Annotated in this window: 23 protein-coding genes; 4 read left to right on the forward strand and 19 right to left on the reverse strand. The window is 69.5% G+C overall.

The window, feature by feature from the left end; translation table 11 throughout:
* Positions 1-43: 43 nt before the first annotated feature.
* From dnaG to dusB, 3 genes are read right to left on the reverse strand one after another with little or no spacing between them, the layout of a single operon-like run.
* Positions 44-1,894 carry a DNA primase gene (gene dnaG, locus H286_RS0105655; RefSeq protein WP_020097426.1) on the reverse strand — a complete coding sequence of 617 codons (1,851 nt, stop codon included), beginning with the start codon at positions 1,892-1,894 and terminating at the stop codon, positions 44-46.
* Positions 1,894-3,291, reverse strand: a complete 1,398-nt coding sequence (locus H286_RS0105660; RefSeq protein ID WP_231370896.1) for a deoxyguanosinetriphosphate triphosphohydrolase — start codon at positions 3,289-3,291, stop codon at positions 1,894-1,896. The genes dnaG and H286_RS0105660 overlap by 1 nt, the downstream gene beginning before the upstream one ends.
* Positions 3,263-4,423, reverse strand: a complete 1,161-nt coding sequence (gene dusB, locus H286_RS0105665; RefSeq protein ID WP_028497405.1) for a tRNA dihydrouridine synthase DusB — start codon at positions 4,421-4,423, stop codon at positions 3,263-3,265. Before dusB ends, H286_RS0105660 begins: the two co-directional genes overlap by 29 nt.
* A gap of 63 nt (positions 4,424-4,486) precedes the next feature.
* Between dusB and H286_RS0105670 the strand changes: the two genes are divergently transcribed.
* On the forward strand, positions 4,487-4,981 hold the full coding sequence (locus tag H286_RS0105670; RefSeq protein ID WP_018186636.1) for a glutathione peroxidase: 495 nt from the start codon (positions 4,487-4,489) through the stop codon (positions 4,979-4,981).
* Between the two features lie 67 nt (positions 4,982-5,048).
* On the opposite strand, the gene H286_RS0105675 is transcribed toward H286_RS0105670, so the two are convergent.
* Positions 5,049-5,726 (reverse strand): DsbA family oxidoreductase, encoded by a 678-nt coding sequence (locus H286_RS0105675; RefSeq protein WP_020097428.1) that lies wholly within the window; start codon positions 5,724-5,726, stop codon positions 5,049-5,051.
* 60 nt (positions 5,727-5,786) lie between these two features.
* Here H286_RS0105675 and H286_RS0105680 point away from each other — a divergent pair, with 60 nt between their 5' ends.
* Entirely contained in the window at positions 5,787-6,350 is a 564-nt protein-coding gene (locus H286_RS0105680) for a hypothetical protein (RefSeq protein WP_020097429.1), read from the forward strand.
* Between the two features lie 3 nt (positions 6,351-6,353).
* On the opposite strand, the gene H286_RS0105685 is transcribed toward H286_RS0105680, so the two are convergent.
* Complete coding sequence (locus tag H286_RS0105685; RefSeq protein ID WP_018186633.1) at positions 6,354-7,160, reverse strand: isoprenyl transferase; 807 nt, start codon at positions 7,158-7,160, stop codon at positions 6,354-6,356.
* Positions 7,157-7,885 carry a DNA repair protein RecO gene (recO, locus tag H286_RS0105690; RefSeq protein WP_018186632.1) on the reverse strand — a complete coding sequence of 243 codons (729 nt, stop codon included), beginning with the start codon at positions 7,883-7,885 and terminating at the stop codon, positions 7,157-7,159. The genes H286_RS0105685 and recO overlap by 4 nt, the downstream gene beginning before the upstream one ends.
* A 35-nt stretch (positions 7,886-7,920) precedes the next feature.
* Between recO and H286_RS0105695 the strand changes: the two genes are divergently transcribed.
* The gene (locus tag H286_RS0105695) at positions 7,921-8,607 is read left to right on the forward strand and encodes a trimeric intracellular cation channel family protein (protein ID WP_018186631.1); all 687 of its coding nucleotides are present in this window, start codon (positions 7,921-7,923) and stop codon (positions 8,605-8,607) included.
* A 34-nt stretch (positions 8,608-8,641) separates the two neighbouring features.
* Here H286_RS0105695 and leuA read toward each other — a convergent pair whose 3' ends face one another.
* A complete protein-coding gene (gene leuA, locus H286_RS0105700) occupies positions 8,642-10,402 on the reverse strand; it encodes a 2-isopropylmalate synthase (RefSeq protein WP_020097430.1) in 1,761 nt (586 codons plus the stop codon).
* Between the two features lie 185 nt (positions 10,403-10,587).
* Between leuA and H286_RS0105705 the strand changes: the two genes are divergently transcribed.
* On the forward strand, positions 10,588-11,214 hold the full coding sequence (locus H286_RS0105705) for a hypothetical protein (RefSeq protein ID WP_018186629.1): 627 nt from the start codon (positions 10,588-10,590) through the stop codon (positions 11,212-11,214).
* A 12-nt stretch (positions 11,215-11,226) separates the two neighbouring features.
* Here H286_RS0105705 and H286_RS0105710 read toward each other — a convergent pair whose 3' ends face one another.
* The 12 genes from H286_RS0105710 to lepA all read right to left on the reverse strand — a co-directional run bounded on the left by H286_RS0105710 (position 11,227) and on the right by lepA (position 23,051).
* Positions 11,227-12,156, reverse strand: a complete 930-nt coding sequence (locus tag H286_RS0105710) for a quinone oxidoreductase family protein (RefSeq protein WP_020097431.1) — start codon at positions 12,154-12,156, stop codon at positions 11,227-11,229.
* Positions 12,157-12,191: 35 nt separating this feature from the next.
* Entirely contained in the window at positions 12,192-13,088 is an 897-nt protein-coding gene (gene era / locus H286_RS0105715) for a GTPase Era (protein WP_018186627.1), read from the reverse strand.
* Complete coding sequence (locus tag H286_RS0105720; protein WP_018186626.1) at positions 13,085-14,401, reverse strand: hemolysin family protein; 1,317 nt, start codon at positions 14,399-14,401, stop codon at positions 13,085-13,087. Before H286_RS0105720 ends, era begins: the two co-directional genes overlap by 4 nt.
* Positions 14,398-14,865, reverse strand: coding sequence for an rRNA maturation RNase YbeY (gene ybeY / locus H286_RS0105725; RefSeq protein ID WP_018186625.1), 468 nt, complete (start codon positions 14,863-14,865; stop codon positions 14,398-14,400). The genes H286_RS0105720 and ybeY overlap by 4 nt, the downstream gene beginning before the upstream one ends.
* Positions 14,862-15,986: a PhoH family protein gene (locus H286_RS0105730; protein ID WP_442852493.1), complete on the reverse strand. Its 1,125-nt coding sequence runs from the start codon at positions 15,984-15,986 to the stop codon at positions 14,862-14,864. Before H286_RS0105730 ends, ybeY begins: the two co-directional genes overlap by 4 nt.
* The gene (locus H286_RS0105735; protein ID WP_028497406.1) at positions 15,937-16,284 is read right to left on the reverse strand and encodes a histidine triad nucleotide-binding protein; all 348 of its coding nucleotides are present in this window, start codon (positions 16,282-16,284) and stop codon (positions 15,937-15,939) included. Before H286_RS0105735 ends, H286_RS0105730 begins: the two co-directional genes overlap by 50 nt.
* A gap of 44 nt (positions 16,285-16,328) precedes the next feature.
* Positions 16,329-17,066, reverse strand: a complete 738-nt coding sequence (locus tag H286_RS0105740) for a 16S rRNA (uracil(1498)-N(3))-methyltransferase (protein WP_018186622.1) — start codon at positions 17,064-17,066, stop codon at positions 16,329-16,331.
* A 2-nt stretch (positions 17,067-17,068) separates the two neighbouring features.
* Positions 17,069-18,187, reverse strand: coding sequence for a molecular chaperone DnaJ (gene dnaJ, locus H286_RS0105745; protein WP_020097433.1), 1,119 nt, complete (start codon positions 18,185-18,187; stop codon positions 17,069-17,071).
* A 31-nt stretch (positions 18,188-18,218) separates the two neighbouring features.
* Positions 18,219-19,253, reverse strand: coding sequence for a heat-inducible transcriptional repressor HrcA (gene hrcA, locus H286_RS0105750; RefSeq protein ID WP_018186620.1), 1,035 nt, complete (start codon positions 19,251-19,253; stop codon positions 18,219-18,221).
* A gap of 70 nt (positions 19,254-19,323) precedes the next feature.
* A complete protein-coding gene (hemW, locus tag H286_RS0105755; protein ID WP_020097434.1) occupies positions 19,324-20,541 on the reverse strand; it encodes a radical SAM family heme chaperone HemW in 1,218 nt (405 codons plus the stop codon).
* Complete coding sequence (locus tag H286_RS0105760) at positions 20,541-21,191, reverse strand: DUF1990 family protein (protein ID WP_018186618.1); 651 nt, start codon at positions 21,189-21,191, stop codon at positions 20,541-20,543. Before H286_RS0105760 ends, hemW begins: the two co-directional genes overlap by 1 nt.
* 9 nt (positions 21,192-21,200) lie before the next feature.
* Complete coding sequence (gene lepA / locus H286_RS0105765) at positions 21,201-23,051, reverse strand: translation elongation factor 4 (protein WP_018186617.1); 1,851 nt, start codon at positions 23,049-23,051, stop codon at positions 21,201-21,203.
* Between the last annotated feature and the right edge of the window lies 1 nt (position 23,052).

Raw genomic sequence — 23,052 nt, forward strand, 5'->3', positions numbered from 1 at the left:
GGATGCCAGTCGTCGAGGTCGATGCGCTGATCATCGGCGCCGATCAGATCGAGTCGGCCAGGGTCCGTCGTCGCTGATCGAGGTCCCGCAGCGCGACGCGGACCGCGCGACCTTCCTCGGACTCGGCCGACACCCGCTGAACCGCCCCGAGGAGTTCGGCCTTCTCGCGATCCATCGCGCGCAGCCGCAACCGCTGGCACATGGCTCGTGCGGACGCCTTCGCCTCGATCTCCGTGAGCGCGGGAAACGACGACGTCAGGAGCTCAGCAGCGAGCCCGCGGTACGGCTCCCGTGTCGCGTCGACCGCCGCCGTCGACCAGCCGACGCGCGACCGATCCGGCTGAGCGGTGACCGCCTGGCGCACCGCTTCGAGAGCGGGGTGCTCCATCGGGATCTGAAGCGCGGCATCCACCTCGGCGGCATCCAGGACGTGCCCGTACTGCAGCACCCCCATGAGCGCGTCTCGCTCGAGAGTCACGCTCGCGGTCCGCGGCAACGTCGCCATCGTCACCCGCACCGGCGCGGAACCCTCCTCCGGTGACTGGGCAGCCGCTGGGCCGCGCTCGCGCGGTGCGTGATTGCCCCGCGCGGCCCGCTCGACCGCCGGCGTCACCTCGCCCAGATCCATCCCCAGCTTGCGGGCGAGGACCCGGGTGTACCCCGGCCTCAGCGACGAGTCGCGGATCTCGGCAACGATCGGTGCCGCCGCACGCAGAGCACCCACACGACCCTCGACACTCCGCAGGTCGAAGCCCGCCAACTTCTGATCGATGACGAATTCGAACATGGGGGCCTTGGCGTCCATGAGCGCACGCACGGCGCCATCGCCGCGATTCAGCCGCAGGTCGCAGGGATCGAGACCATCGGGCGCGACGGCCACGTACGTCTGGGCGGAGAACCTCTTCTCATCGGCGAACGCGCGCAGGGCGGCCTTCTGACCTGCCGCATCGGGGTCGAAGGTGAAGATCACCTCGCCCGCCGCGCTGTCGTCGCCCATCACGCGACGGAGGACGGTGATGTGGTCGGATCCGAACGCCGTTCCGCAGGTGGCGATCGCGGTCGTGATGCCGGCGAGATGGCATGCCATGACGTCCGTGTATCCCTCGACGACGACGACGCGGTGAGACCGCGACACGTCCTTCTTCGCGAGATCGAGGCCGTACAGGACCTGCGCCTTCTTGTAGATCGGCGTCTCGGGGGTGTTCAGGTACTTCGGTCCCTGGTCGTCGTCGTAGAGCTTGCGCGCGCCGAAGCCGATCGTCTGGCCGGTGAGGTCACGGATGGGCCAGACCACGCGTCCGCGGAAGCGGTCGTAGACACCGCGCTGCCCCTGCGAGACGAGGCCCGCCGTGGCGAGCTCTTCATCCGTGAACCCCTGTGCGCGCAGTGCGTCGCGCATGTTGTTCCAGCCCTTCGGCGCGTACCCGACCCCGAAGTGCGCCGCAGCACCGGCGTCGAAGCCGCGCTCGCCGAGGAATCGACGCCCGGCATCCGCTTCGGCCGTCGCCAACTGTCCACGGAAGTACTCCGCGGCGGCGGTGTTCGCTTGGTAGAGCCGCGTGCGACCGCTCGTCTCGGGGGCGGCGCCGCCGTCCTCGTAGTGCAGCTGGTAGCCGATCCGCCCCGCGAGGCGTTCGACCGCCTCGGTGAACGACAGGTGGTCCATCGCCCGCAGGAACGAGTACACATCGCCCGACTCGCCGCATCCGAAGCAGTGGTAGTACCCCGCCTGCGGACGGACGTTGAAGCTCGGGCTCCGCTCGTCGTGGAACGGACAGAGCCCCTTCATCGACCCGACGCCGGCGGACTTCAGGGCGACCCGCTCGCCGACGATGTCGACGATGTTGGTGCGGGCCTTCACCTCGTCGACGTCGGCTTGACGGATGCGGGCCATCAGAGACCCTCGATCGGTTCGGGGAGCGCGAAGCCGGGGTTCGCGACCGCCCGCGATCCCGCCGGCCACAGTCCGAGTTCCCGGAGGTCGACGGGCCCCACGAGGGCGGAATGCCATTCGATCGCGAAGCGGTCCGTCAAGGTCGCGACCTGGTCGACCACGACGCGCTTGCGCTCGGCATCCGTCTGCGCTGCGGCGAAGTCCACGGCGTGCACGCGGTCGAGGTGCTCGGGGCGCTCGAGGAGCGCCGACGCGAGCCGCTTCAGCACGCGACGCTGCTCCTTGTAGAGACCCTTCCGGCCGTCGATCGACACGACGAAGGCGCCGATCGTCCCCTTGAGGACCGCCATCTCGGCCTCGATGACGCGCGGCACGATCATGCGTCCCCGGTATCGCGTCAACGCCGGGGTGTCGTAGTGCTCGCGCGTCGCCGCGGTCGCCGCGCGCGCGAAGCGTCCGATGAAGTCCGACGTCAGGTTCTTCAGCCGCGCCACCGAGGCGCGCGTCCCGTCGAACTCCGTCATCCACTCGGGCAGCCGCACCAGCCGGTACATCGCGTCCGCCAGCTCGTCCCGGCTGAAGCCGAGGCCCACCCACGATTGGATCGCCGTGAGGAGCGACTCGCGCTCGCGACTGTCCGCGAGGCGCCGGGGGTCGAGGTAACCGTTGAGCACCGCGTCCTCGAAATCGTGGACCGAGTAGGCGATGTCGTCGGAGAGGTCCATGACCTCCGCCTCGATGCACCGCACCCGGCCGGGCGCACCCTGCCGCATCCAGTGGAAGATCGCCTCGTCCTCGGCGTACACGCCGAACTTCTGCCGCCCACCCGGGTCGGGGATCGCGTGATCCGCCGTCCACGGGTATTTGCACGTCGCGTCAAGGCTCGCCCGGGTCAGGTTGAGCCCGAAGCTCTCACCGTCGTCGTCGACGACCTTCGGCTCGAGCCGGGCGAGGATGCGCAGCGACTGCGCGTTGCCCTCGAAACCGCCGATGTCCTCGGCCCACTCGTTGAGCGCACGCTCGCCGTTGTGCCCGAAGGGTGGATGCCCGAGGTCGTGGCTCAAGCAGGCCGTGTCGACCACGTCGGGCGAGAGCTCGAGCGCGATCGCCAGCTCTCGACCGACCTGCGCCACCTCCAGGGAGTGCGTCAGCCTGTTGCGGGCGAAGTCGTCGGGACTCGCGGGGCTCAGCACCTGGGTCTTGGCTGCCAGGCGACGGAACCCCGCGGAGTGCAGCACCCGCGCCCGGTCGCGCGCGAACCCGTCGCGGAGGGAACGGTGCTTCTCGGGATGGAACCGCTCGGCGTCGTGGTCGTCGTAGCCCGTGGGACGTCCGGCGGCGATGCCCACGCTCGCGCCGGTCACCGCCTCAGCCGCCACTGGTGTCGAGCTCCGCATCGGCGAGGGCGGTGGATGCCGCGTGGCCGATCTCGCGCGAGTCCAGCCAGCCGTCGGGCAGAGCGGGCCGCTTGGGCGTTCCCGCACGCCCGCGCTGCCCCTCGGCGGCCGCGCCGGGGTACGGCGCCTCGAGGTCGAGGGTCGCGAGCAGTTCGTCGATCTCCTCGAGGCTCGAGACCGTCGCGAGCTTGGCGCGGAGGTCACCGCCCACCGGGTACCCCTTGAAGTACCAGGCGACGTGCTTGCGGATGTCGCGGCAGCCGCGATCCTCGCTCTCGAAGAACTCCACCAGGAGTTCCGCGTGGCGTCGGAACGCGGCCGCGACGAACCCGAGTGTCGCGTCGACCGGATCGGCGGCGTGGCCGGTGCCCAGTTCGCGCGCGAGGTCACCGAAGAGCCAGGGGCGGCCGAGGCATCCACGTCCGACGACGACGCCGTCGCAGCCGGTCTCGGCCATCATGCGGCGGGCGTCCTCCGCCGACCAGATGTCGCCGTTGCCGAGGACGGGGACACTCGTCACCGTCTCCTTCAGCTTCGTGATCGCGGACCAGTCGGCGTGCCCCGAGTAGAACTCGGACGCCGTCCGTGCGTGCAACGCGACGGCGGCGACACCGGCGCCCTCGGCGATCCGGCCGGCCTCGAGGTAGGTGATGTGGTCGGAGTCGATGCCCTTGCGCATCTTCACCGTCAGCGGGACCGAACCCGCGGCCTTGGCGGCGCGCTCGACGATCTCGCGGAACAGCTCCGTCTTCCAGGGCAGGGCCGCGCCCCCGCCCTTGCGAGTGACCTTCGGGACCGGGCACCCGAAGTTCAGGTCGACGTGATCGGCGTGATCCTCTTCGACGATGATCCGGACGGCCGCTTCGACGGTGGCCGGGTCGACGCCGTAGAGCTGGATCGACCGCGGGGTCTCGGACTCGTGGTGGCGGATCAGGCGCATGGTCGTGGCGTTCCGCTCGACGAGCGCGCGAGTGGTGATCATCTCGCTCACGTAGAGGCCGGCACCGTACTCGCGGCACAGACGTCGGAAGGCGGTGTTGGTGATGCCCGCCATGGGCGCCAGCACGACGGGCGCGTCGAGGGTGATGGGCCCGATGCGCAGTGGCGCGGGCGGAGCGAGGGTCGTGGACATATCCTTCACATTCTCCCAGACGGCGAGCGCATCGGGCATCTGCGCGAGTCCTATCGTGGAGACATGACCGAAACCTCCTCGCTGCGAGAGATCCCGTTCACCACCGCAGACGGGAAGGAGGCGACACTCGGCGACTTCGGCGACAAGGCGTTCCTCATCGTGAACGTCGCATCCAAGTGCGGACTGGCTCCCCAGTACGAGCAGCTCGAGGAGCTGCAGAAGCAGTACGGCGACCAGGGCCTGCAGGTCATCGGCTTCCCCTGCAACCAGTTCATGGGCCAGGAGCCCGGGTCGATGGACGAGATCCTCGACTACTGCGCCGTCAACTGGGGCATCACGTTCCCCATCATGGACAAGGTGCGCGTCAACGGATCGCACGCCGCCCCGCTCTACAAGGCGCTGAAGAAGTCCCCGAACGCCGAGCGCGCCAAGGGACCAGTCATGTGGAACTTCGAGAAGTTCCTCGTGACACGCGACGGTGAGCTGCACCGCTTCCGCCCGCAGACCAAGCCCAACGAGCCCGAGGTGATCTCGGCGATCGAGAAGGCCCTCGCCTGAGACCTCGCACGAACCATGAAGGCCGCATCCCCGATCCGGGGTGCGGCCTTCATCGTGGGAGAAGAGCTCAGCTCGCGGCAGGCTCCTCGGCGCGCTCGGCCCACACCTGGCGGGCGATCTGCGCGAAGGCTGCGGCGGGCTGGGCGCCGCTCACGCCGTACTTGCCGTCGATGACGAAGAACGGAACGCCCTGGATTCCGTAGGCCTGGGCCTGAGCCTGGTCGGCGCGCACCGCCTCGAGGTACCGCCCCGACTCCAGCGCTTCGCGCGTCTGGTCGGTGTCGAGGCCCACGTCACCGGCGAGCGCGACGAGGTCGTCGATGTTGCCGACGTGACGGCCCTCGGTGAAGTAGGCCGACATGAGACGCTCGGTCGCCTCCTTCTGGAGGCCCTGCTCCTTCGCGAAGTGCAGCAGCTCGTGGGCCTTCACGGTGTTGGTGTGCTTGAGGATGTCGAACCGATAGCCGAGTCCGGCGTCGGCGGCGACACCGGTCACGCGGTCGAGCATCTGCTGCACCTGATCGGCCGGCATCCCCTTGTACTCCGAGAGGAAGTCGATCTCGGTTCCGTCGAAATCGACGGGGGTGTCCGGGGACAGCTCGTACGAGTGGAAGGTCACCTCTACGCGGGGGGCGTCGGCGTCCGTCGCCGTCTCCGCCAGCCCGGTCTCGAGGTTCCGCTTACCGATGTAGCACCACGGGCAGGCGATATCGCTCCACACGTCGATCTTGATGGGTTCCGTCACATCCCGTGCAACGCCACCTGGCCCTCGCGGTATTCCCTCCGCCGCTCCTAGGCTGGCGGGATGCTGTCGGCCGACACCCCGCTCCCGTTCCGCCCGCAGCGCGTCGTGATCGCCGGCACCACCGGCGTCGGGAAGTCGACTCTGGCACGGCAGCTGGCCGAGCTGTGGGGCCTCGAGTACACCGAGCTGGACGCGCTCTTCCACGGACCGGGGTGGACGACGCGACCCGAGTTCCTGAGCGACGTCCGCCGCGTCGCCGACGGCGACCGGTGGGTGTCGGAGTGGAACTACTTCGGGTCCGGCGGCGGACAGATCCTCGGCGAGCGCGCCGACCTCGCCGTGTGGCTCGACCTGCCGCGTCGGGTCGCCCGTGCGCGGCTGCTCCGCCGCACCCTGCGCCGCCGCATCCGTCGCGAGCGACTCTGGAACGGCAACGTCGAGCCGCCGCTGTGGACGGTCTTCCGCGACCCCGGTCACATCCTCCGGTGGGAGATGCGCACGCACCGCACATGGAAGACGCGGATGCCGGTGGTCGCCGCCGAGTACGACGTGCCCGTCGTGCGTCTCACGCACCCCCGCGACGTGGATCGTTGGCTCGCGGGGCCCGCTGCCGACGTCCGCTGAGCGTCAGGACGCGGTCGGCGCGTCCTTCGCCCCGCCGAACCGGCGGTCGCGGGAGAGGTACAGCTCGATCGCTCCCCACAGGTCCGTGCGGGAGAAGTCCGGCCACAGCGTGTCGAGGAACACCATCTCGGCGTAGGCCGCCTCCCACAGCAGGAAGTTCGACGTCCGCTGCTCCCCACTGGAGCGTACGAACAGGTCGACGTCAGGCATGTCGGGGACGTACAGGTGCCGGCGGAGCGTCTTCTCGGTGATCGCCGACGGCTTCAGCTTCCCCCGGGCGATCTCCTCCCCCATGGCGCGCATCGCATCGACGATCTCGTGACGTCCGCCGTAGTTCACGCACATCGTGAGGGTCAGTCCCGTGTTGCCGGACGTGAGCTGTTCGGCGTACTGGAGCTCCTTGATGACCGACCCCCACAGCCGGGGCTTTCGGCCCGCCCAGCGGATGCGGACGTTCCACTCGTTGAGCTGGTCGCGACGACGGTGCAGCACATCGCGGTTGTACCCCATGAGGAAGCGCACCTCCTCGGGTGAGCGCGCCCAGTTCTCGGTCGAGAAGGCATACACGCTCAGGTGCTTCACCCCGGCCTGGACCGCACCGGCCACGACGTCGAGGAGGACCTCCTCCCCCGCGCGGTGCCCCTCGATCCGCGTGAGACCGCGGCGGTTGGCCCAGCGGCCGTTGCCGTCCATGACGATCGCGACGTGAGCCGGGACCGAGCCCTTCGGGAACTCCGGCGGGTACACGCCGGTCCAGTCGAGCGGGCGGTAGGGCACCGCGTCGCGATGCGTGTACGGCTTGGGACTCACCGAGGCGCCTCCAGGTGGGACAGGGAACGGATGCCTCGTTCAGTGTGCCACTGCGCATACGCCGCGATGAGACCGGAGGATGCCGCGGTGGCGCCGCCCGATGCGGCATCCACCACATCCCACTCCCCCGCCAGGAGCGCACGCAGGAGGTCGGAGGTCTCGGCGCTCACCCGAGGCGACCCCGCCGGCGCGCACGCGGAGCAGACGATGCCGCCCAGCTGCGCGACGAACCAGTCGTGCGGTCCGGGCGCACCGCACCGCGCGCATTCCTGCAGCGACGGCGCCCAGCCGGAGAGGGACATGACGCGGAGGAGGTAGGAATCGAGGACCGATCTCGGTGCGTGATCGCCTCGCGCCAGCGCGCGGAGCCCCCCGACGAGCAGCAGGTACTGCTGCGGCGTCGTCTCGGCCTCGTTCAGCCGGTCGGCCGTCTCGGACATCGCCGACGCCGCCGTGTACCGGTCGTAGTCGGTCGCGATGTCGGCGCCGTACGCGCCCAGGGACTCCGCCTGCTGCACGATGTCGAGCGAGCGGCCCTTGTACATCTGGACGTCGGCCACCATGAACGGCTCGAGCCGCGCGCCGAACTTCGACGACGTGCGGCGGACCCCCTTAGCCACCGCGCGGACCTTGCCATGACGACGGCTGAGCATCGTCAGGATGCGGTCGGCCTCACCCAGCTTGTGGGTGCGCAGGATCACGACCTCGTCACGGTAGGTGGGCACCCATCGATTATCCCGTGACCAGGCACAATGAAGGCGTGACCGAGCCGCAGTTCCTCATCCCCCTCTGGGCAGACCTCACCGCCGTCGGCCTCGGCGGCGTGCAGGGAGCCCTGTTCGCCTCGGGGTTCCAGGGGCAGCGTCGTCTCGATCTGCTCGGGGTCGCCATCATCGGCGTCGTCATGGGTCTGGGCGGCGGCATGATCCGCGACCTGCTGCTCAGCACCACACCCGTCGCCCTCCAGAGCGACGGCTACCTGATCACCGTCACCGCGGCGGCGCTGATCGGGATGCTGCTCGCCAACGTGTTCCAGCGCCTCAACGCGGTCATCGTGGGCCTCGACGCCGTCGCGATCGGGATGTTCGGCGCCCTGGGGACGACGAAGGCGCTCGCCCTCGGCCTCCCGCCGATCCCGTCGATCTTCGTGGGCGCCTGTGCCGCCGTCGGCGGAGGACTCCTCCGCGACGTGTTCATGGGACTCCCCGTCGCCATGATGCACGTCGGGTCGCTCTACGCCGTCGCCGCCGCGGTCGGATGCGCCGTCCTCGCCGTCCTCGACACCCTCGGGGTCTCGGCGGTGCCCGCCGCGATCACGTGCATCGCCGTGACCGCCGTCATCCGCGTGCTCGCCGTGGTCTTCGACATCTCGCTGCCCGAGCAACGGGCCCTCTACCGCAGGAAGGTCGCCGTCGAGACCTCGACGATCCCGATCATCAAGCCGTGACCGGGCGCCCCTCGGCGGCGACCTCCTGCAAGAGTCAGACGCCCGCCAGTTCGCCCTCGTGGATGCGGCTGCGGATCGCCCGGTTCACGGCCGACACGATCGCCTTCAGGCTCGCGGTCGAGATGTCGCCGTCGATGCCGACGCCCCACAGGCGGTGATCCTCCACCTGCAGCTCGACGTACGCGGCCGCGTGGGCGTCGCCGCCGGCACCGAGCGTGTGCTCGACGTAGTCGTACAGGGAGATCTCGAAACCGCGCTCGCCGAGGACCTTCAGGAACGCCGCGATCGGACCGTTCCCCGCGCCGGTCGCCGCGACATGCTCGTCGCCGTCGCGGAGGGTGACGTCGAGCGTGACATCACCGGACATGTCGCTCTGGGTGCGCGTGGACAGGAGCTCGAAGCGACCCCACTTGTCGTCGGCCGCGCGGGCGGGCAGGTACTCGTCCGAGAAGATCGACCAGATCTGACCGCTGGAGACCTCGCCGCCCTCGGCATCCGTCTTCGCCTGGACGACGCCGGAGAACTCGATCTGGAGCTTGCGCGGCAGGTCGAGGGAGTGGTCCGTCTTCAGCAGGTAGGCGACGCCGCCCTTGCCGGACTGCGAGTTGACGCGGATGACGGCCTCGTAGGACCGCCCCAGGTCCTTCGGGTCAATGGGCAGGTACGGGACAGCCCACTCGATCTCGTCGACCGAGACGCCCGCGGCCTTCGCGCGGGCCTCCATCGCCTCGAAGCCCTTCTTGATGGCGTCCTGGTGCGACCCGCTGAAGGCGGTGAAGACCAGATCGCCGGCCCAGGGGCTGCGCTCGGGGACGGGCAGCTGGTTGCAGTACTCCGCGGTCCGCTTGACGTGGTCGATGTCGCTGAAATCGATCTGAGGGTCGATCCCCTGCGTCAGCAGGTTGATCCCCAGGGCGACCAGGTCGACGTTGCCGGTGCGCTCGCCGTTGCCGAACAGGCATCCCTCGATGCGGTCCGCGCCGGCCATGTAGCCGAGCTCCGCCGCAGCGATCGCGGTGCCGCGGTCGTTGTGCGGGTGCAGCGACAGGATGATGTTCTCGCGGTGGGCCAGGTGACGGCTCATCCACTCGATCGAGTCGGCGTACACGTTCGGCGTCGCCATCTCGACCGTCGCCGGCAGGTTGATGATGACCTTGCGGTCGGGGGTGGGCTCGAACACCTCGATCACCTGGTTGCAGACGTCGACGGCGAACTCGAGCTCGGTGCCCGTGTAGCTCTCGGGCGAGTACTCGTAGTAGACGGCCGTCTCGGGGATCGTCTTCTCGTACTGGCGGCACAGGCGCGCACCCTCGAGAGCGATGTCGATGATGCCCTGCTGGTCGGTGCGGAACACGACCTCGCGCTGCAGAACGCTCGTGGAGTTGTAGAGGTGCACGATGGCCTGCTTCGCGCCGGCGATCGACTCGTACGTGCGCTTGATGAGGTGCTCGCGGGCCTGCGTCAGCACCTGGATCGTGACGTCCTCGGGGATGACGTCGTCCTCGATGAGCTGGCGGACGAAGTCGAAGTCCGTCTGGCTCGCGGAGGGGAAGCCGACCTCGATCTCCTTGTAGCCCATCTTCACGAGCAGTTCGAACATGACGCGCTTGCGCTCGGGGCTCATCGGGTCGATGAGGGCCTGGTTGCCGTCGCGCAGGTCGACGGCGCACCAGCGGGGCGCGACCTCGATGCGGTTGCCCGGCCACGTCCGATTTGGCAGGTCTACACGGATCTGCTCGTGGTACGGGCGGTACTTGTGGATCGGGGCGCCCGAGGGCTTCTGGTGGTTTCGCATGATGGGGCTTCTTCTCTCGTCACTGGTGCGGACCCACGACAACCTCCGCGACGAGTTGGTCCTAGATCGAGGACTCGTCGCGGCGACGAAGAAGGAGGCCGCAGAAGCGCATACCGACACGTTACACCCCGCTCGCGCCGCTCGACATTCTGAGACGGATGCCGCGGACCCGACACTCTCCGGGCATGATGCACCGTCGCTCCTTCGCCGCCCTCGTCGCCGGCGCCGCCCTCCTGCTCACCTCCTGCGCCGCCGCGGCCGATGCGGGTGGCTCGGCAGCACCCCCGGGATCGGCGCTCGCCGCGCTCACACCGGAGAACCCCACCGGCGAGGTGTGGGGTCAAGGAACGATCCTCGACGACGGCTCGGCGGTCGAGCTGTGTCTCGGGGCGGTTGCGGAATCCGCACCGCCGCAGTGCAGCGGCATACCCGTCGCCGGATGGTCCTGGGACGGCAAGCTGGATGCGACATCGACGGGCGGGTCGACGTGGGGGGCTTACGCAGTCTGGGGCTCGTACGACGGCACGACGTTCACCCTGACACGAACGCCGGTGCCGCTCGCCCTGTTCGATGCGATGCCGGCGCCCGATCCCACCGAGGGGAAGACCGGATCAGCCACCGCGGAGGACATCGCAACGATCGAAGAGATCGTCCCCGATGCGATCGGCAACGACATGCTGGGGATGCACGACCAGGACGGCTGGGTGTACGTCGACGTGATCTGGGACGACGGCACGTGGCAGAAGGCGGCCGACCAGGACTTCGGGACCGGCAAGGTGATCATCCGCTCCGCGCTCAGATCCGTCGGCTGAGCGACGCTCCCGCTACGGCAGCAGTGCGAGCTTGCCGCCGGGGTGCCCCTCCATGAGGAAGCGCGCCGCCTGGACCGCGTCGGCGAACGGGAAGGTGCGGGCGACGGGCACCTCGAGCAGTCCGCGCCGCGCGAGATCGACGAGCTCGCCGCGGACGGCGTCGCGGAACGCAGCGCTCGCGGGCAGCATCCCGCCGATCGCCACGATGCCCTCCGACTCGAGGTCACGACGGACGATCGTGATGATGCGCGTCCTGTCCTCGACGAGCGCGAGCGAGGCCTCGATCGCCTCGTCGGTCCCCACGCCGTCGAGCGATGCGACGAAGGACGCGCCCGCCGCGGCATCCTTCGCCCTGTGGACGAGGCCAGGTCCGTAGGTGATCGGGATGCCGCCGTAGCGCCGGACGACATCGGCGTTCCGCTCTCCGGCGGTCCCGACGACGCGGACGCCCCGGACGGCTGCCTGCTGCAGGAAGCTCACTCCGACCGCGCCGGAGGCGGCGTGGAACAGAACCGTGTCGCCGCTCCGCGCACCGCTTAGCTCGAGCAGCTCGGCGGCGGTCGCACCGGCCAGGAACAGGTTCGCTGCTTCGGGATGGGCGAGGGTCGACGGCTTGGCGAAGACCTTCTCGGCGGGAACGGTCAGCTCGGTGGCATACCCGCCGCTCAGGCGGAACGCGAGCACCTCGTCGCCGACCGTCGCCGCGCCCGAGCCGATCTGCGTTCCGGCACCGAGCGCGGTGATCTCACCGGACACCTCGTACCCGATCGGGAAGGGGAACGTCGCATCGGGACGCGTGGGGTACTTCACATCAGCCGGGTTCATCCCGATCGCACGCACCCGGATCGTCACCTCTCCGGGGCCGGGCGCCGGGACGTCGACCTCTCGCAGCTCCCAGTCCGAGAGTCCTTCCGGACCGGTCGCGAACCATGCCTGTGCCATGCGTGTGCCCTTCCGTGATGACCCGGCGTCGCGGGTCAGAATCCGAGGCGCCCGAGCTGCTTCGGGTCGCGCTGCCATTCCTTCGCCACGCGTACCCGGAGCGACAGGAACACGCGTCCGCCGACCAGCGGCTCGATGCCGGCGCGTGAGCGCGCACCGACGTCCTTCAGCCGCGAGCCGCCGCGACCGATGATGATCGCCTTCTGGCTGTCGCGCTCGACCACGATGTTCGCGTAGACGTCGGTGAGGTCGCTGTCCTCGCGCGCGGCGATGTCCTCGACGGTCACGGCGATCGAGTGGGGCAGTTCGTCGCGCACACCGTCGAGTGCCGCCTCGCGGATGATCTCGGCGATCCGGTCCTCGAGGCTCTCGTCGGTGACCATCCCCTCCGGATAGAGCGGCGGTCCCTTCGGCATGAGCTTCAAGAGTTCGTCGGCGAGGACGTCGAGCTGGTCGTCCGTCACCGCGGACAGCGGGATGACGGCGTCCCAGTCCTCGCGGAGCGCGTCGACCTCCATGAGCCGCTCGGTGATCTCCTCGCGCGACGCGATGTCGACCTTCGTGACGATCGCGACCTTCTTCGCCCGGCCGTAGCCGTCGAGGGATGCCGCGATACGCCGGTCGCCCGGGCCGACCTTCTCGGTGGCCGGCACGAGGAACCCGATCGCGTCGACGTCACCGAGCACCTGCTCGACGAGGTCGTTGAGTCGCTGCCCGAGAAGAGTCCGCGGCTTGTGGATGCCGGGGGTGTCGACGATCACGAGCTGACCGCCGGGGCGGTTCAGGATGCCGCGGATCGCCTTGCGCGTGGTCTGCGGCTTGTCGCTGGTGATCGCGACCTTCTCGCCGACGAGGGCGTTGGTCAGGGTCGACTTGCCGACATTGGGACGTCCGACGAACGTCACGAAACCGGAACGGCTGCTCACGGTCACTCCGATCCCCGCGCGACGCGGATCTCTGCGGTGGAAGGGGATACGGGTTCGGCGGCCGGTGGGTCGGCGCGCTCGACGAAGACGGTCGCGAGGCCGCGGCCCCGGCCGAGGGAGGTGCCGCCGGTGAGGACGAGCCCGCTGTGCTCGACGCGGACGCCGGGGACGGGGACGCTGCCGAGCGCCTTGCCGAAGAGGCCGCCGATCGAGTCGACGTCGTCGTCCTCGAGTTCGATCCCGAACAGGTCGCCGACCTCGTCGAGGGCCAGGCGGGTGCTCACGCGGAATCGACCGCCGCCGAGGTCCGAGACCTCGCTCGTGCGCAGGTCGTACTCGTCGGCGATCTCGCCCACCAGCTCCTCGATGAGGTCCTCGAGCGTCACGAGTCCCGACACGCCGCCGTACTCGTCGACGACGAGGCAGACGTGCACGGCTTCGCGCTTCATCTGCTGCAACAGACTCTCGGCACGCATCGACTCCGGCACGAAGACGGCGGGCCGGGCGATCTGCGCGACCGGGACGCCCCGCCACGCGGTCTCGTCGCGGTAGGCGAACTGGACGAGGTCCTTGAGGTACACGACGCCCGTGATGTCGTCGGCCTCGCCGTCGGCGATCGGGATGCGGGAGACGCCCTTGTCGAGGAAGAGCGTCATCGCCTCCTGTGTCGTGGCCGCGGCATCCATGGTCACCATGTCGGTGCGGGGCACCATGACGGCGCGCACGAAACGGTCGGTGAAGTCGAAGACGGAGTGGATGAGGTCGCGGTCGTCGGCCTCGATGAGGTCCTGCGACGCGGCCTCATCGACCATGCTCAGCAGCTGCTCCTCCGACGCGAAGGACGCCCCACGGTGGATGCCGGGGGTCAGGCGGTCGCCGAGGAGGACCAGCAGGTGCGCCAACGGGCCGAGGACGATGCGCGCCCCGCGGATGAGCCCGGCGCACGCCTTCAAGAACCCCTTCGAATGCTGACGTCCCACGGCCCGCGGCGATGCGCCCACGAGGACGAACGAGGCGATGGTCATCACGACGACTGCGGCGAGCATCGCCCACCAGATGTTGTCGAAGACGAGCGTGAACGCCACTGTGACGATGACGGCGGCAGCGGTCTCGATGAGGATGCGGATGAAGACGACGGCCGTCCGGTGCGCGTCCGGGTCGGCGGCGATCCGGCGAAGACCCGCGCCGGAGCGCGCCTCATCGGCGAGGTCGGCGAGGTCCGCGCGGGACGTCACATCGAGCGCCGCTTCGAGAGAGGCCATCAGCCCGCCGAGCGCGACGAGCAGCACAGCTCCGAGGAGCAGGAGGATCTCGGTCATGCGCGCCGGTGGCGCTCGCTCGAGTGGAACGCGCCGATGAGCTCCTTCTGAAGTCCGAACATCTCGCGCTCCTCCTCGGGCTCGGCGTGGTCGAACCCCAGCAGGTGGAGCAGGCCGTGCGTCGTGAGGAGGATGAGCTCGTCCATCGTGGTGTGCTTGGCCGCCTGGGCCTGGGTCTCGGCGACCTGGGGGCACAGCACGATGTCGCCGAGGAGTCCGGGAGGCGTCGGGGACTCCTCGGTTCCCGGGCGCAGCTCGTCCATCGGGAAGCTCAGGACATCGGTGGGGCCGGGCTCGTCCATCCACTGGACGTGCAGCGCCTCCATCGCCCCCTCGTCGACGAGGAGGATCGCCAGGTCGGCGTCGGGGCTGACGTGCAGCTCGGCGAAGTTGTTCTCGGTGAGGCGCAGCAGCACGGTCTCATCGACCTCGACGCCGGACTCGTTGGTGATCTCGATGGTCATGAACGTCCTCGCTTGGGCTGTCGGTCTCGGGGGCCGGCAGGGCGGAGCCCCGTCCGGCGCTCGGCGCGGTTCGCGAGTTCGCTCGCCTCGTCGCGCTCGCGTCGCGCCACGAGCTTCTCCTCGTCGTACGCGGTGTAGGCGTCGACGATCCGACCGACGAGCGTGTGGCGCACGACGTCGTCGCTCGTCAGACGCGAGAAGTGGATGTCATCGATGTCCTTGAGGACGCGGGTGACGAGTCGCAGCCCCGAGGCGCCCTGCGGCAGGTCGACCTGGGTGATGTCGCCGGTGACGACCATGCGCGTGCCGAACCCGAGGCGCGTGAGGAACATCTTCATCTGCTCGGGCGTCGTGTTCTGGGCCTCGTCGAGGACGACGAACGAGTCGTTGAGCGTGCGCCCGCGCATGTACGCGAGAGGCGCGACCTCGATCGTGCCCGACGCCATGAGCTTGGGAACGAGCTCGGGGTCCATCATCTCGTTCAGGGCGTCGTACAACGGGCGGAGGTAGGGGTCGATCTTGTCGGTCAGCGTGCCGGGGAGGAACCCGAGCCGCTCCCCCGCCTCGACGGCAGGACGGGTCAGGATGATGCGGCTGACCTCCTTGCGCTGCAGCGCCTGGACGGCCTTCGCCATCGCGAGGTAGGTCTTTCCGGTGCCGGCGGGACCGATGCCGAAGACGATCGTGTTCTCCTCGATCGCGTCGACGTACTCCTTCTGGCCGCGCGTCTTGGGTCGGATGACCTTGCCGCGAGACGAGAGGATCGCTTCGCCGAGCACCTCGGACGGACGCATCCCGCTGTTCTCGCGGAGGATGCGGTTCGACTGCGTCACGTCGCTCGGGTCGAGGCCCTGGCCCGATCTCGCCATGCCGATCAGCTCGTCCACGAGCTCGTGGGCGCGCGCGACGGCGCCCTCGTCACCGGTCAGGGTGATCTCGTTGCCGCGGACATGTACCTGCACGTCCGGGTGTTCGCGTTCCACGGTGCGCAGCAGACGGTCCTGCGGACCGAGCAGCTGCACCATGGCGACACCGTCCGCGTAGATGTGCGCGACGGTGGGTTCGGCGCTGTCAGCCACCGAGGCTCCCTTCCGTGAGCCCGCCGCCCAGAACGTGTGCATGGACGTGGAACACGGTCTGTCCGGCGTCGGGGCCGGTGTTGAACACGAGTCTGAAGTCGCCGCCGGCGTGTTCGGCGGCGACACTGTTCGCGAGGCCGACCACCTCGGCCAGGAGGGCGGGGTCGCCCGCCGCGAGCTCGACCACGTCACGGTAGTCCTCGGTCTTGGGGATCACGAGGAGATGGACGGGCGCCTGCGGGGCGATGTCGCGGATCGCGAACGCGTTGTCGGTCTCAGCGACGATCTCGGAGGGGATCTCACCCCGGAGGATGCGGGTGAACACCGATGGCTCGCTCATCCTCCCAGTCTACTCAGCGCCTTCCCGCGTCGGTCGGGTCCGGTTCACCAGCGGCCGAGGGCCGCATTGACCACGGCGAGGGCCGCCGGCCCCGCCGTCGAGGTGCGCAGCACGGTGTCGCCGAGCCGCACGAGCGTCGCACCCGCCGACTGCAGTAGGTCGAGTTCCTCGGGCGAGATGCCCCCTTCGGGTCCCACGACGAGGATCACGTCGCTCGCGTCGGCCGCGTCGATCTCGATGCGCGACAGCGCGACGGATGCCGTCGGCTCGAGCACCAGCATCCGTGCGTTCTGGGCGAGTGCCGCCAGTTGCCGCGTGGAGACCGGCTGGTGGAGTTCCGCCAGCCACGGCCGATGCGCCTGCTTCGCCGCCTCACGGGCGATCGTCTCCCAGCGTGCGACGCCCTTGGCGACCTTCGGACCCTCCCACCGCGAGACAGAGCGGGCCGCCTGCCACGGCATGATCGCGTCGACCCCGAGCTCCGTCGCCGCCTGGACGGCGAGCTCGTCGCGATCGCCCTTCGCGAGGGCCTGGACGAGGACGGTGCGCGGCGACGCCGCGGGAACCTCGGCGCGGGTGGAGACCTCGACCGAGACCTCTTTGGGCGCGGCGGCCGAGACCGTGCCGGTCAGCCACACGCCGCGGCCGTCACCCACCGTGACGTCCTCCCCCACCCGGATGCGACGGACGGCCGCGGCGTGGTGCGCCTCGGCCCCCGTCAGCCGGACGACATCGCCCGGGCCGGCGGCCCCGGCATCCTCGATCAGGAAGTGGAGGGCCACGATCAGCGCTTGAACTTGCCGCGGAGCTTGGAGAACAGACCCGGGTGGAACTCCGCCAGATGAGGCGGGGCCGGACGCATCCGCTTCGCGAGCTCCTGCACGAGCGCCCGCGACTTCGGGTCGAGGTGCGAAGGCGTGACGACCTGCACGCCGACCCGGAGGTCGCCGCGCTGGTCGCCTCGGAGAGGCGTGATCCCCCGACCGCGGATGGTGAGCTCGTCGCCCGCCTGGACCCCGGAGCGGATGTCGAGGTCGACGGATCCGTCGAGGGACTCGATGGTCACTCTCGTTCCCAGGATGGCATCGACCATCGAGACCTCGAGGGTCGCGAGTAGGTCGTCGCCGTCGCGGCTGAAGACGTCGTGCGGGGCGACGGTGACCTCGAGGTACAGGTCGCCGTTCGGGCCGCCGGCGGGACCGACCTCGCCGGACCCGGGGAGCTGGAGTCTAAGACCGGTCTCGACGCCGGCCGGGATGTCGATCGACACGGTGCGACGTGCACGCACACGGCCCTGGCCCTGACAGGTGGAGCAGGGGTACGGGATGGTCGTGCCGTAGCCCTGGCACGTGGTGCAGGGCTGCGAGGTGACGACGTTGCCGAGGAGGCTCCGCACCGTCCGCTGGATCTGGCCCGATCCGTGGCAGATGTCGCAGGTGACCGGCTGGGTGCCCGGCTGGCAGCACGAGCCCTGGCAGGTCTCGCAGAGGACCGCGGTGTCGACCTCGATGTCGCGGTGGACGCCGAAGACGACGTCGCCGAGGTCGAGGTCGACGCGTACGAGCGCATCCTGGCCCCGCTCGCGGCGTGACCGCGGACGGCCGGCGCGGGTTCCGCCGCCACCGCCGAAGAAGCTCTCGAAGATGTCGCTGAAACCGCCGAAGCCGGCACCTGCACCGGCTCCGCCGAAGCCGCCTCCGTCGCCGCCCATGTCGTAACGCTGGCGCTGGTCGGGGTCGCTCAACACGTCGTAGGCGTGCGTCACGAGCTTGAACTGCTCGGAGGCATCCTCCCCCGGGTTCACGTCCGGGTGCAGCTGGCGCGCCAGACGCCGGTAAGCCTTCTTGATCTCCTCAGGGCTCGCGTCGCGCGCGACACCCAGGACCTCGTAGTGGTCAGCCACAATCACCTCTCCGGCCCGCGGGCCGATTCGTTCAGCGCGACGTCTCGTCTTCTTCGAGCAACCGCGTCAGATAGTGCGCGACGGCGCGGACCGCCGCGAGATTCGTGGGGTAGTCCATGCGTGTGGGACCCAGCACGCCGACGCGGGCGTGGGACCCGCCGGCGTCGTAGTCGCCCGCGACGATGGATGCCTCGGACAGCCCGAACGGCTCGTTCTCGCGCCCGATGCTGGTCGCCAGCCCGCGGTCGTCGGCGACCATCTCCCCCATGAGCCGCAGCAGCGTCACCTGCTCCTCGATCGCCTCGAGGAGCGGGTAGATGCTGCCGCGGAAGTCGGATTCCCGGCGGGCGAGGGTCGCGGACCCCGCCATGACCATGCGGTCCTGGCGGAACTCGTCGAGCTCCTCGCCGATCGCGCGCAGTACGACGCGGCGGTTCTCCTCGCGCGGGACCGGGGTCTCGTCCTCGAGGATGCGCGCGATCGCCGCCGCGCCGTCTCGGACGCTCTTGCCCGTGAGCAGCGACGCCATCGCGAGCTTGAGCTGCGCGGCCTCGTCGGCTGACGGCTCGGACGACAGGAGCACGACGCGCTGCGACACTCGGCCGGTGTCGGTCACGACGATGATGACGATCCGCGGCCCGCCGAGGTGCACGACCTCGACGTGCGAGACGTTCGCCCGCGCGAAGGACGGATACTGCACGATCGCGACCTGACCGGTCAGACGCGTCAGGGAGCGGACCGTCCGGACGAGCAGGTCGTCGAGGTCACCGGTGTCCTCGAGGAAGGCGCCGATCGCGGAGCGCTGCGCAGAGGTGAGGGGGCGGACGTCGGCGAGGTGGTCGACGAAGACGCGGTACCCCTTGTCGGTGGGTACACGGCCCGACGACGTGTGGGGCGCGGTGATCAGCTCTTCGTCTTCGAGGAGCGCCATGTCGTTGCGGATGGTTGCCGCGGAGACGCCGAACTGGTGACGGTCGACGATCGCTTTACTGCCGACCGGCTCGCGCGTGTCGACGTAGTCCTGGACGATCGCACGCAACACCTGAAGACCGCGTTCCGAGACCATCACCCCTCCTCCGCTGGCACTCTCGTTCTGGGAGTGCCAATTCTACCGCGCGAGAAGCGATCTGCTCGGATCACTCGGTGAGTGCGCGGACGACGGCGTCGGCCAGCAGCCGTCCGCGACGCGTCAGCACGATGCGTCCCCGCACGGCCGAGGCGCCGTCGACGAGTCCGTCGGCGATGAGGGATGCCACGTTCCGCCGCCCCGCGACGGTCGCCTCGTCGACCGCGACGCCGTCCACGATGCGCGAGCGCAGCAGGATGACCTCGAGGCGGCGGGCCTCGGCATCCGGTCGCTCCCGTCCCGCCGCCGGGGACTCCCCCAGCGCCAGGCGCTGCGCGTACGCGGCGGGGTGCTTGACGTTCCACCAGCGCAGCCCGCCGACGTGGCTGTGGGCACCGGGGCCGTAGCCCCACCAGTCCTGACCCCGCCAGTACGACAGGTTGTGGCGGGAGCGCTGGGCGGGAGTCGTCGACCAGTTCGAGACCTCGTACCAGCCGTATCCGGCTGCCGCGAGCAGCTCGTCGGCGAGCTCGTACATGTCGGCCTGCAGATCGTCGTCGGGGGCGGGTACCTCGCCGCGGCGGATCTGACGCTCGAGCTTCGTTCCGTCCTCCACGATGAGCGCGTACGCCGAGATGTGATCAGGTGCGAGCGCGATCGCCGTCTCGAGCGAGGTGCGCCAGTCCTCGAGCGACTCCCCCGGCGCGCCGTAGATGAGATCGAGGCTGACCGCGAGCCCGGCCTTCCGCGCCGCCGCGACGGCCGTCGCGATGTTCGCGGGGTCGTGCGTGCGGTCGAGTGCCGCGAGGACGTGCGGCACGGACGACTGCATCCCGATCGAGAACCGTGTGACGCCGGCAGCGGCAAGGGTCTGCGCGACCTCATCGGTCAGCGTGTCGGGGTTCGCCTCGACCGTGACCTCGGCGCCGTCCGCGAGACCGAAGGTTCCCCGGATGCCGTCGAGCATGCGCGCGAGGTCGCCCGGCGGAAGGAGCGTGGGGGTGCCACCCCCGAAGAACACGGTGCGAGCCGGACGCAGGGGTCCCTGTGCCGCGAGGACCTCACGGGACAGCGCGATCTCGAGGAGCACCTCGTCGGCGTAGGCGTCCTGGCGTGCACCGCGCAGCTCGGTCGCGGTGTACGTGTTGAAGTCGCAGTATCCGCAGCGGACCCGGCAGAACGGCACGTGCAGGTACACGCCGAAGTCGACGTCGGGATCCACCGGCACGTCGTGCGGCAGCGCGCCGTCGGCGGGTGCGGGATCGCCGAGGGGAAGAGCAGAGCCCATCAGGAACCGGTGGCGTACATGGGCGACATCGCCTGCAGGTACCCCTGGAACAGCGCACGACGACGACGCTTCACGAGGGGACGCCACAGGCGGTAGAGCACGCCGGTCGGCTTGTCGAAGGCGCGGACCGTGAACCACACCTCGTCGTCGTCCCGCCACTCGAGCAGGAACGACTCCTCGCCGCTGACGACCGAGCCGCCGACGGTGCCGAGCGAGAACCCGACCCGCCGCGGCTCGTCGATCAGCGAGATGACGCGGAGCTCGGCATCCGCCCTCATCCCACCGACCCGGCCGTGGACGTGCGCGGTCGTGCCGGCGCCGACGAACGGCGTGCCGTCCGCATCGAAGCGCTGCTCATCGTCCAGCCTGCTCGGCTGGACGGCGTTGCCGTCGGCGTCGAACCCGACGCCCGAGTACATGGGTCCGGATGCCGGGCGCACATCTTCGACGCGCAATCCCGCACCTCGCTGGGCACCCCACCCGAGGAGCTGCTCGGTCGAGGTGACGAAGCGGCTCTCGCCGCTGCCGAGACGCCACGACGCCTCCGCCGGGGTCGTACCCTTCGGCGGATAGCCCATGAGGTCGGGGGCCTGCGTGGCCCCGACGGCGGCGTAGTCGACGGTTCCTGCCTGGAAACTCCCGCGGCGCATCGTGTCAGCCTACTTCTTGTCCTTGCCCTCGACATCGCCCGAGAGGGCGGCGATGAACGCCTCCTGGGGGACCTCGACGCGGCCGACCATCTTCATGCGCTTCTTGCCCTCTTTCTGCTTCTCGAGCAGCTTGCGCTTACGACTGATATCACCGCCGTAGCACTTGGCGAGGACGTCCTTGCGGATCGCGCTGATGTTCTCGCGGGCGATGATCCGGGCACCGATGGCAGCCTGGATCGGCACCTCGAACTGCTGGCGCGGGATGAGCTTGCGCAGACGCTCGGTCATCAGCGTGCCGTAGGCGTAGGCCTTCTCGCGGTGCACGATCGAGCTGAACGCGTCGACCTTCTCACCCTGCAGGAGGATGTCGACCTTCACGAGGTCGGCGGTCTGCGAGCCCGCCGGCTCGTAGTCGAGGCTCGCATATCCCTGCGTCTTCGACTTCAGGTGGTCGAAGAAGTCGAACACGATCTCGCCGAGCGGCATGTTGTAGCGGAGCTCGACGCGGTCCTCGCTGAGGTAGTCCATGCCGAGGAGCGTGCCGCGACGCGACTGGCAGAGCTCCATGACCGTGCCGACGTAGTCCTTCGGCAACAGGATGCCGACCTTGACCACCGGCTCGGACACCTCGGCGACGCGGCCGTCCGGGTACTCGGACGGGTTCGTCACCGTGACCGTCTCGTTGGTGTCGGTCGTGACCGTGTAGGTCACCGAGGGCGCCGTGGTGATGAGATCGAGGTCGAACTCCCGCGAGAGGCGCTCGGTGATGATCTCGAGGTGCAGCAGTCCGAGGAACCCGCAGCGGAAGCCGAAGCCGAGGGCCACGGAGGTCTCGGGCTCGTACTGCAGCGAGGCGTCAGAGAGCTTCAGCTTGTCGAGTGCCTCGCGGAGCACGGCGTAATCGCTGCCGTCGATCGGGTAGATCCCCGAGAACACCATCGGCTTCGGGTCGGTGTAGCCGGCAAGCGCGTCGGTCGCGGGCTTGCGGTGGTTCGTGATCGTGTCGCCGACCTTGGACTGGCGGACATCCTTCACGCCCGTGATCAGGTAACCGACCTCGCCGACGCCCAATCCCTTGGTGGGGACCGGCTCCGGGCTCGACACACCGATCTCGAGGAGGTCGTGAGCGGCGCGCGTCGACATCATCTGGATCCGCTCCCGCGGCTCGAGCTTGCCGTCGATCATCCGGACGTAGGTGACGACGCCGCGGTAGGCGTCGTAGACCGAGTCGAAGATCATGGCCCGGGCCGGCGCGTCGGCGTCGCCCTTCGGTGCCGGGATGCGCTCGACGATGCGGTCGAGCAGCTCCTCGACACCGATGCCCGTTTTTCCGCTGACCTTGAGCACGTCCGCGGGGTCGCCGCCGATGAGGTTCGCGAGCTCAGCCGCGTACTTCTCCGGGTCGGCAGCGGGCAGGTCGATCTTGTTGAGGACCGGGATGATCTCGAGGTCGTTCTCGAGCGCCAGGTACAGGTTCGCGAGCGTCTGCGCTTCGATGCCCTGCGCCGCGTCGACGAGGAGGATCGCTCCCTCGCACGCGGCGAGCGACCGGCTGACCTCGTACGTGAAGTCGACGTGACCGGGGGTGTCGATCATGTTGAGCGCGAACGTGCCCGCATCGGTGGCCCACGGCATCCGGACCGCCTGGCTCTTGATCGTGATGCCGCGCTCGCGCTCGATGTCCATGCGATCGAGGTATTGGGCGCGCATGTCGCGGTCCGAGACCACGCCGGTGATCTGCAGCATGCGGTCGGCCAGCGTGGACTTGCCGTGGTCGATGTGGGCGATGATGCAGAAGTTGCGAAGCTGCGCGGGCGGCGTGGCCGCGGGCTGCAGGGGCGTGAGTGCGCGGGGTGACATG

The organism is Microbacterium sp. 11MF (genome assembly GCF_000383475.1).
In the GTDB taxonomy this organism is placed as follows: Bacteria; Actinomycetota; Actinomycetes; order Actinomycetales; family Microbacteriaceae; genus Microbacterium; species Microbacterium aquilitoris.

Bases quoted from the DNA above. Each gene is read 5' to 3' on its own strand.
- dusB (WP_028497405.1), bottom strand. From the start codon at position 4,423: ATGTCCACGACCCTCGCTCCGCCCGCGCCACTGCGCATCGGGCCCATC.
- H286_RS0105710 (WP_020097431.1), bottom strand. From the start codon at position 12,156: ATGGCACAGGCATGGTTCGCGACCGGTCCGGAAGGACTCTCGGACTGG.
- H286_RS0105680 (WP_020097429.1), top strand. From the start codon at position 5,787: ATGCTGTCGGCCGACACCCCGCTCCCGTTCCGCCCGCAGCGCGTCGTG.
- H286_RS0105720 (WP_018186626.1), bottom strand. From the start codon at position 14,401: ATGACCGAGATCCTCCTGCTCCTCGGAGCTGTGCTGCTCGTCGCGCTC.
- H286_RS0105760 (WP_018186618.1), bottom strand. From the start codon at position 21,191: ATGCGCCGCGGGAGTTTCCAGGCAGGAACCGTCGACTACGCCGCCGTC.
- H286_RS0105705 (WP_018186629.1), top strand. From the start codon at position 10,588: ATGATGCACCGTCGCTCCTTCGCCGCCCTCGTCGCCGGCGCCGCCCTC.
- dnaG (WP_020097426.1), bottom strand. From the start codon at position 1,894: ATGGCCCGCATCCGTCAAGCCGACGTCGACGAGGTGAAGGCCCGCACC.
- hemW (WP_020097434.1), bottom strand. From the start codon at position 20,541: ATGGGCTCTGCTCTTCCCCTCGGCGATCCCGCACCCGCCGACGGCGCG.
- leuA (WP_020097430.1), bottom strand. From the start codon at position 10,402: ATGCGAAACCACCAGAAGCCCTCGGGCGCCCCGATCCACAAGTACCGC.
- lepA (WP_018186617.1), bottom strand. From the start codon at position 23,051: ATGTCACCCCGCGCACTCACGCCCCTGCAGCCCGCGGCCACGCCGCCC.
- H286_RS0105660 (WP_231370896.1), bottom strand. From the start codon at position 3,291: ATGCGGAGCTCGACACCAGTGGCGGCTGAGGCGGTGACCGGCGCGAGC.
- H286_RS0105730 (WP_442852493.1), bottom strand. From the start codon at position 15,986: ATGCACACGTTCTGGGCGGCGGGCTCACGGAAGGGAGCCTCGGTGGCT.
- H286_RS0105670 (WP_018186636.1), top strand. From the start codon at position 4,487: ATGACCGAAACCTCCTCGCTGCGAGAGATCCCGTTCACCACCGCAGAC.
- ybeY (WP_018186625.1), bottom strand. From the start codon at position 14,865: ATGACCATCGAGATCACCAACGAGTCCGGCGTCGAGGTCGATGAGACC.
- hrcA (WP_018186620.1), bottom strand. From the start codon at position 19,253: ATGGTCTCGGAACGCGGTCTTCAGGTGTTGCGTGCGATCGTCCAGGAC.
- H286_RS0105735 (WP_028497406.1), bottom strand. From the start codon at position 16,284: ATGAGCGAGCCATCGGTGTTCACCCGCATCCTCCGGGGTGAGATCCCC.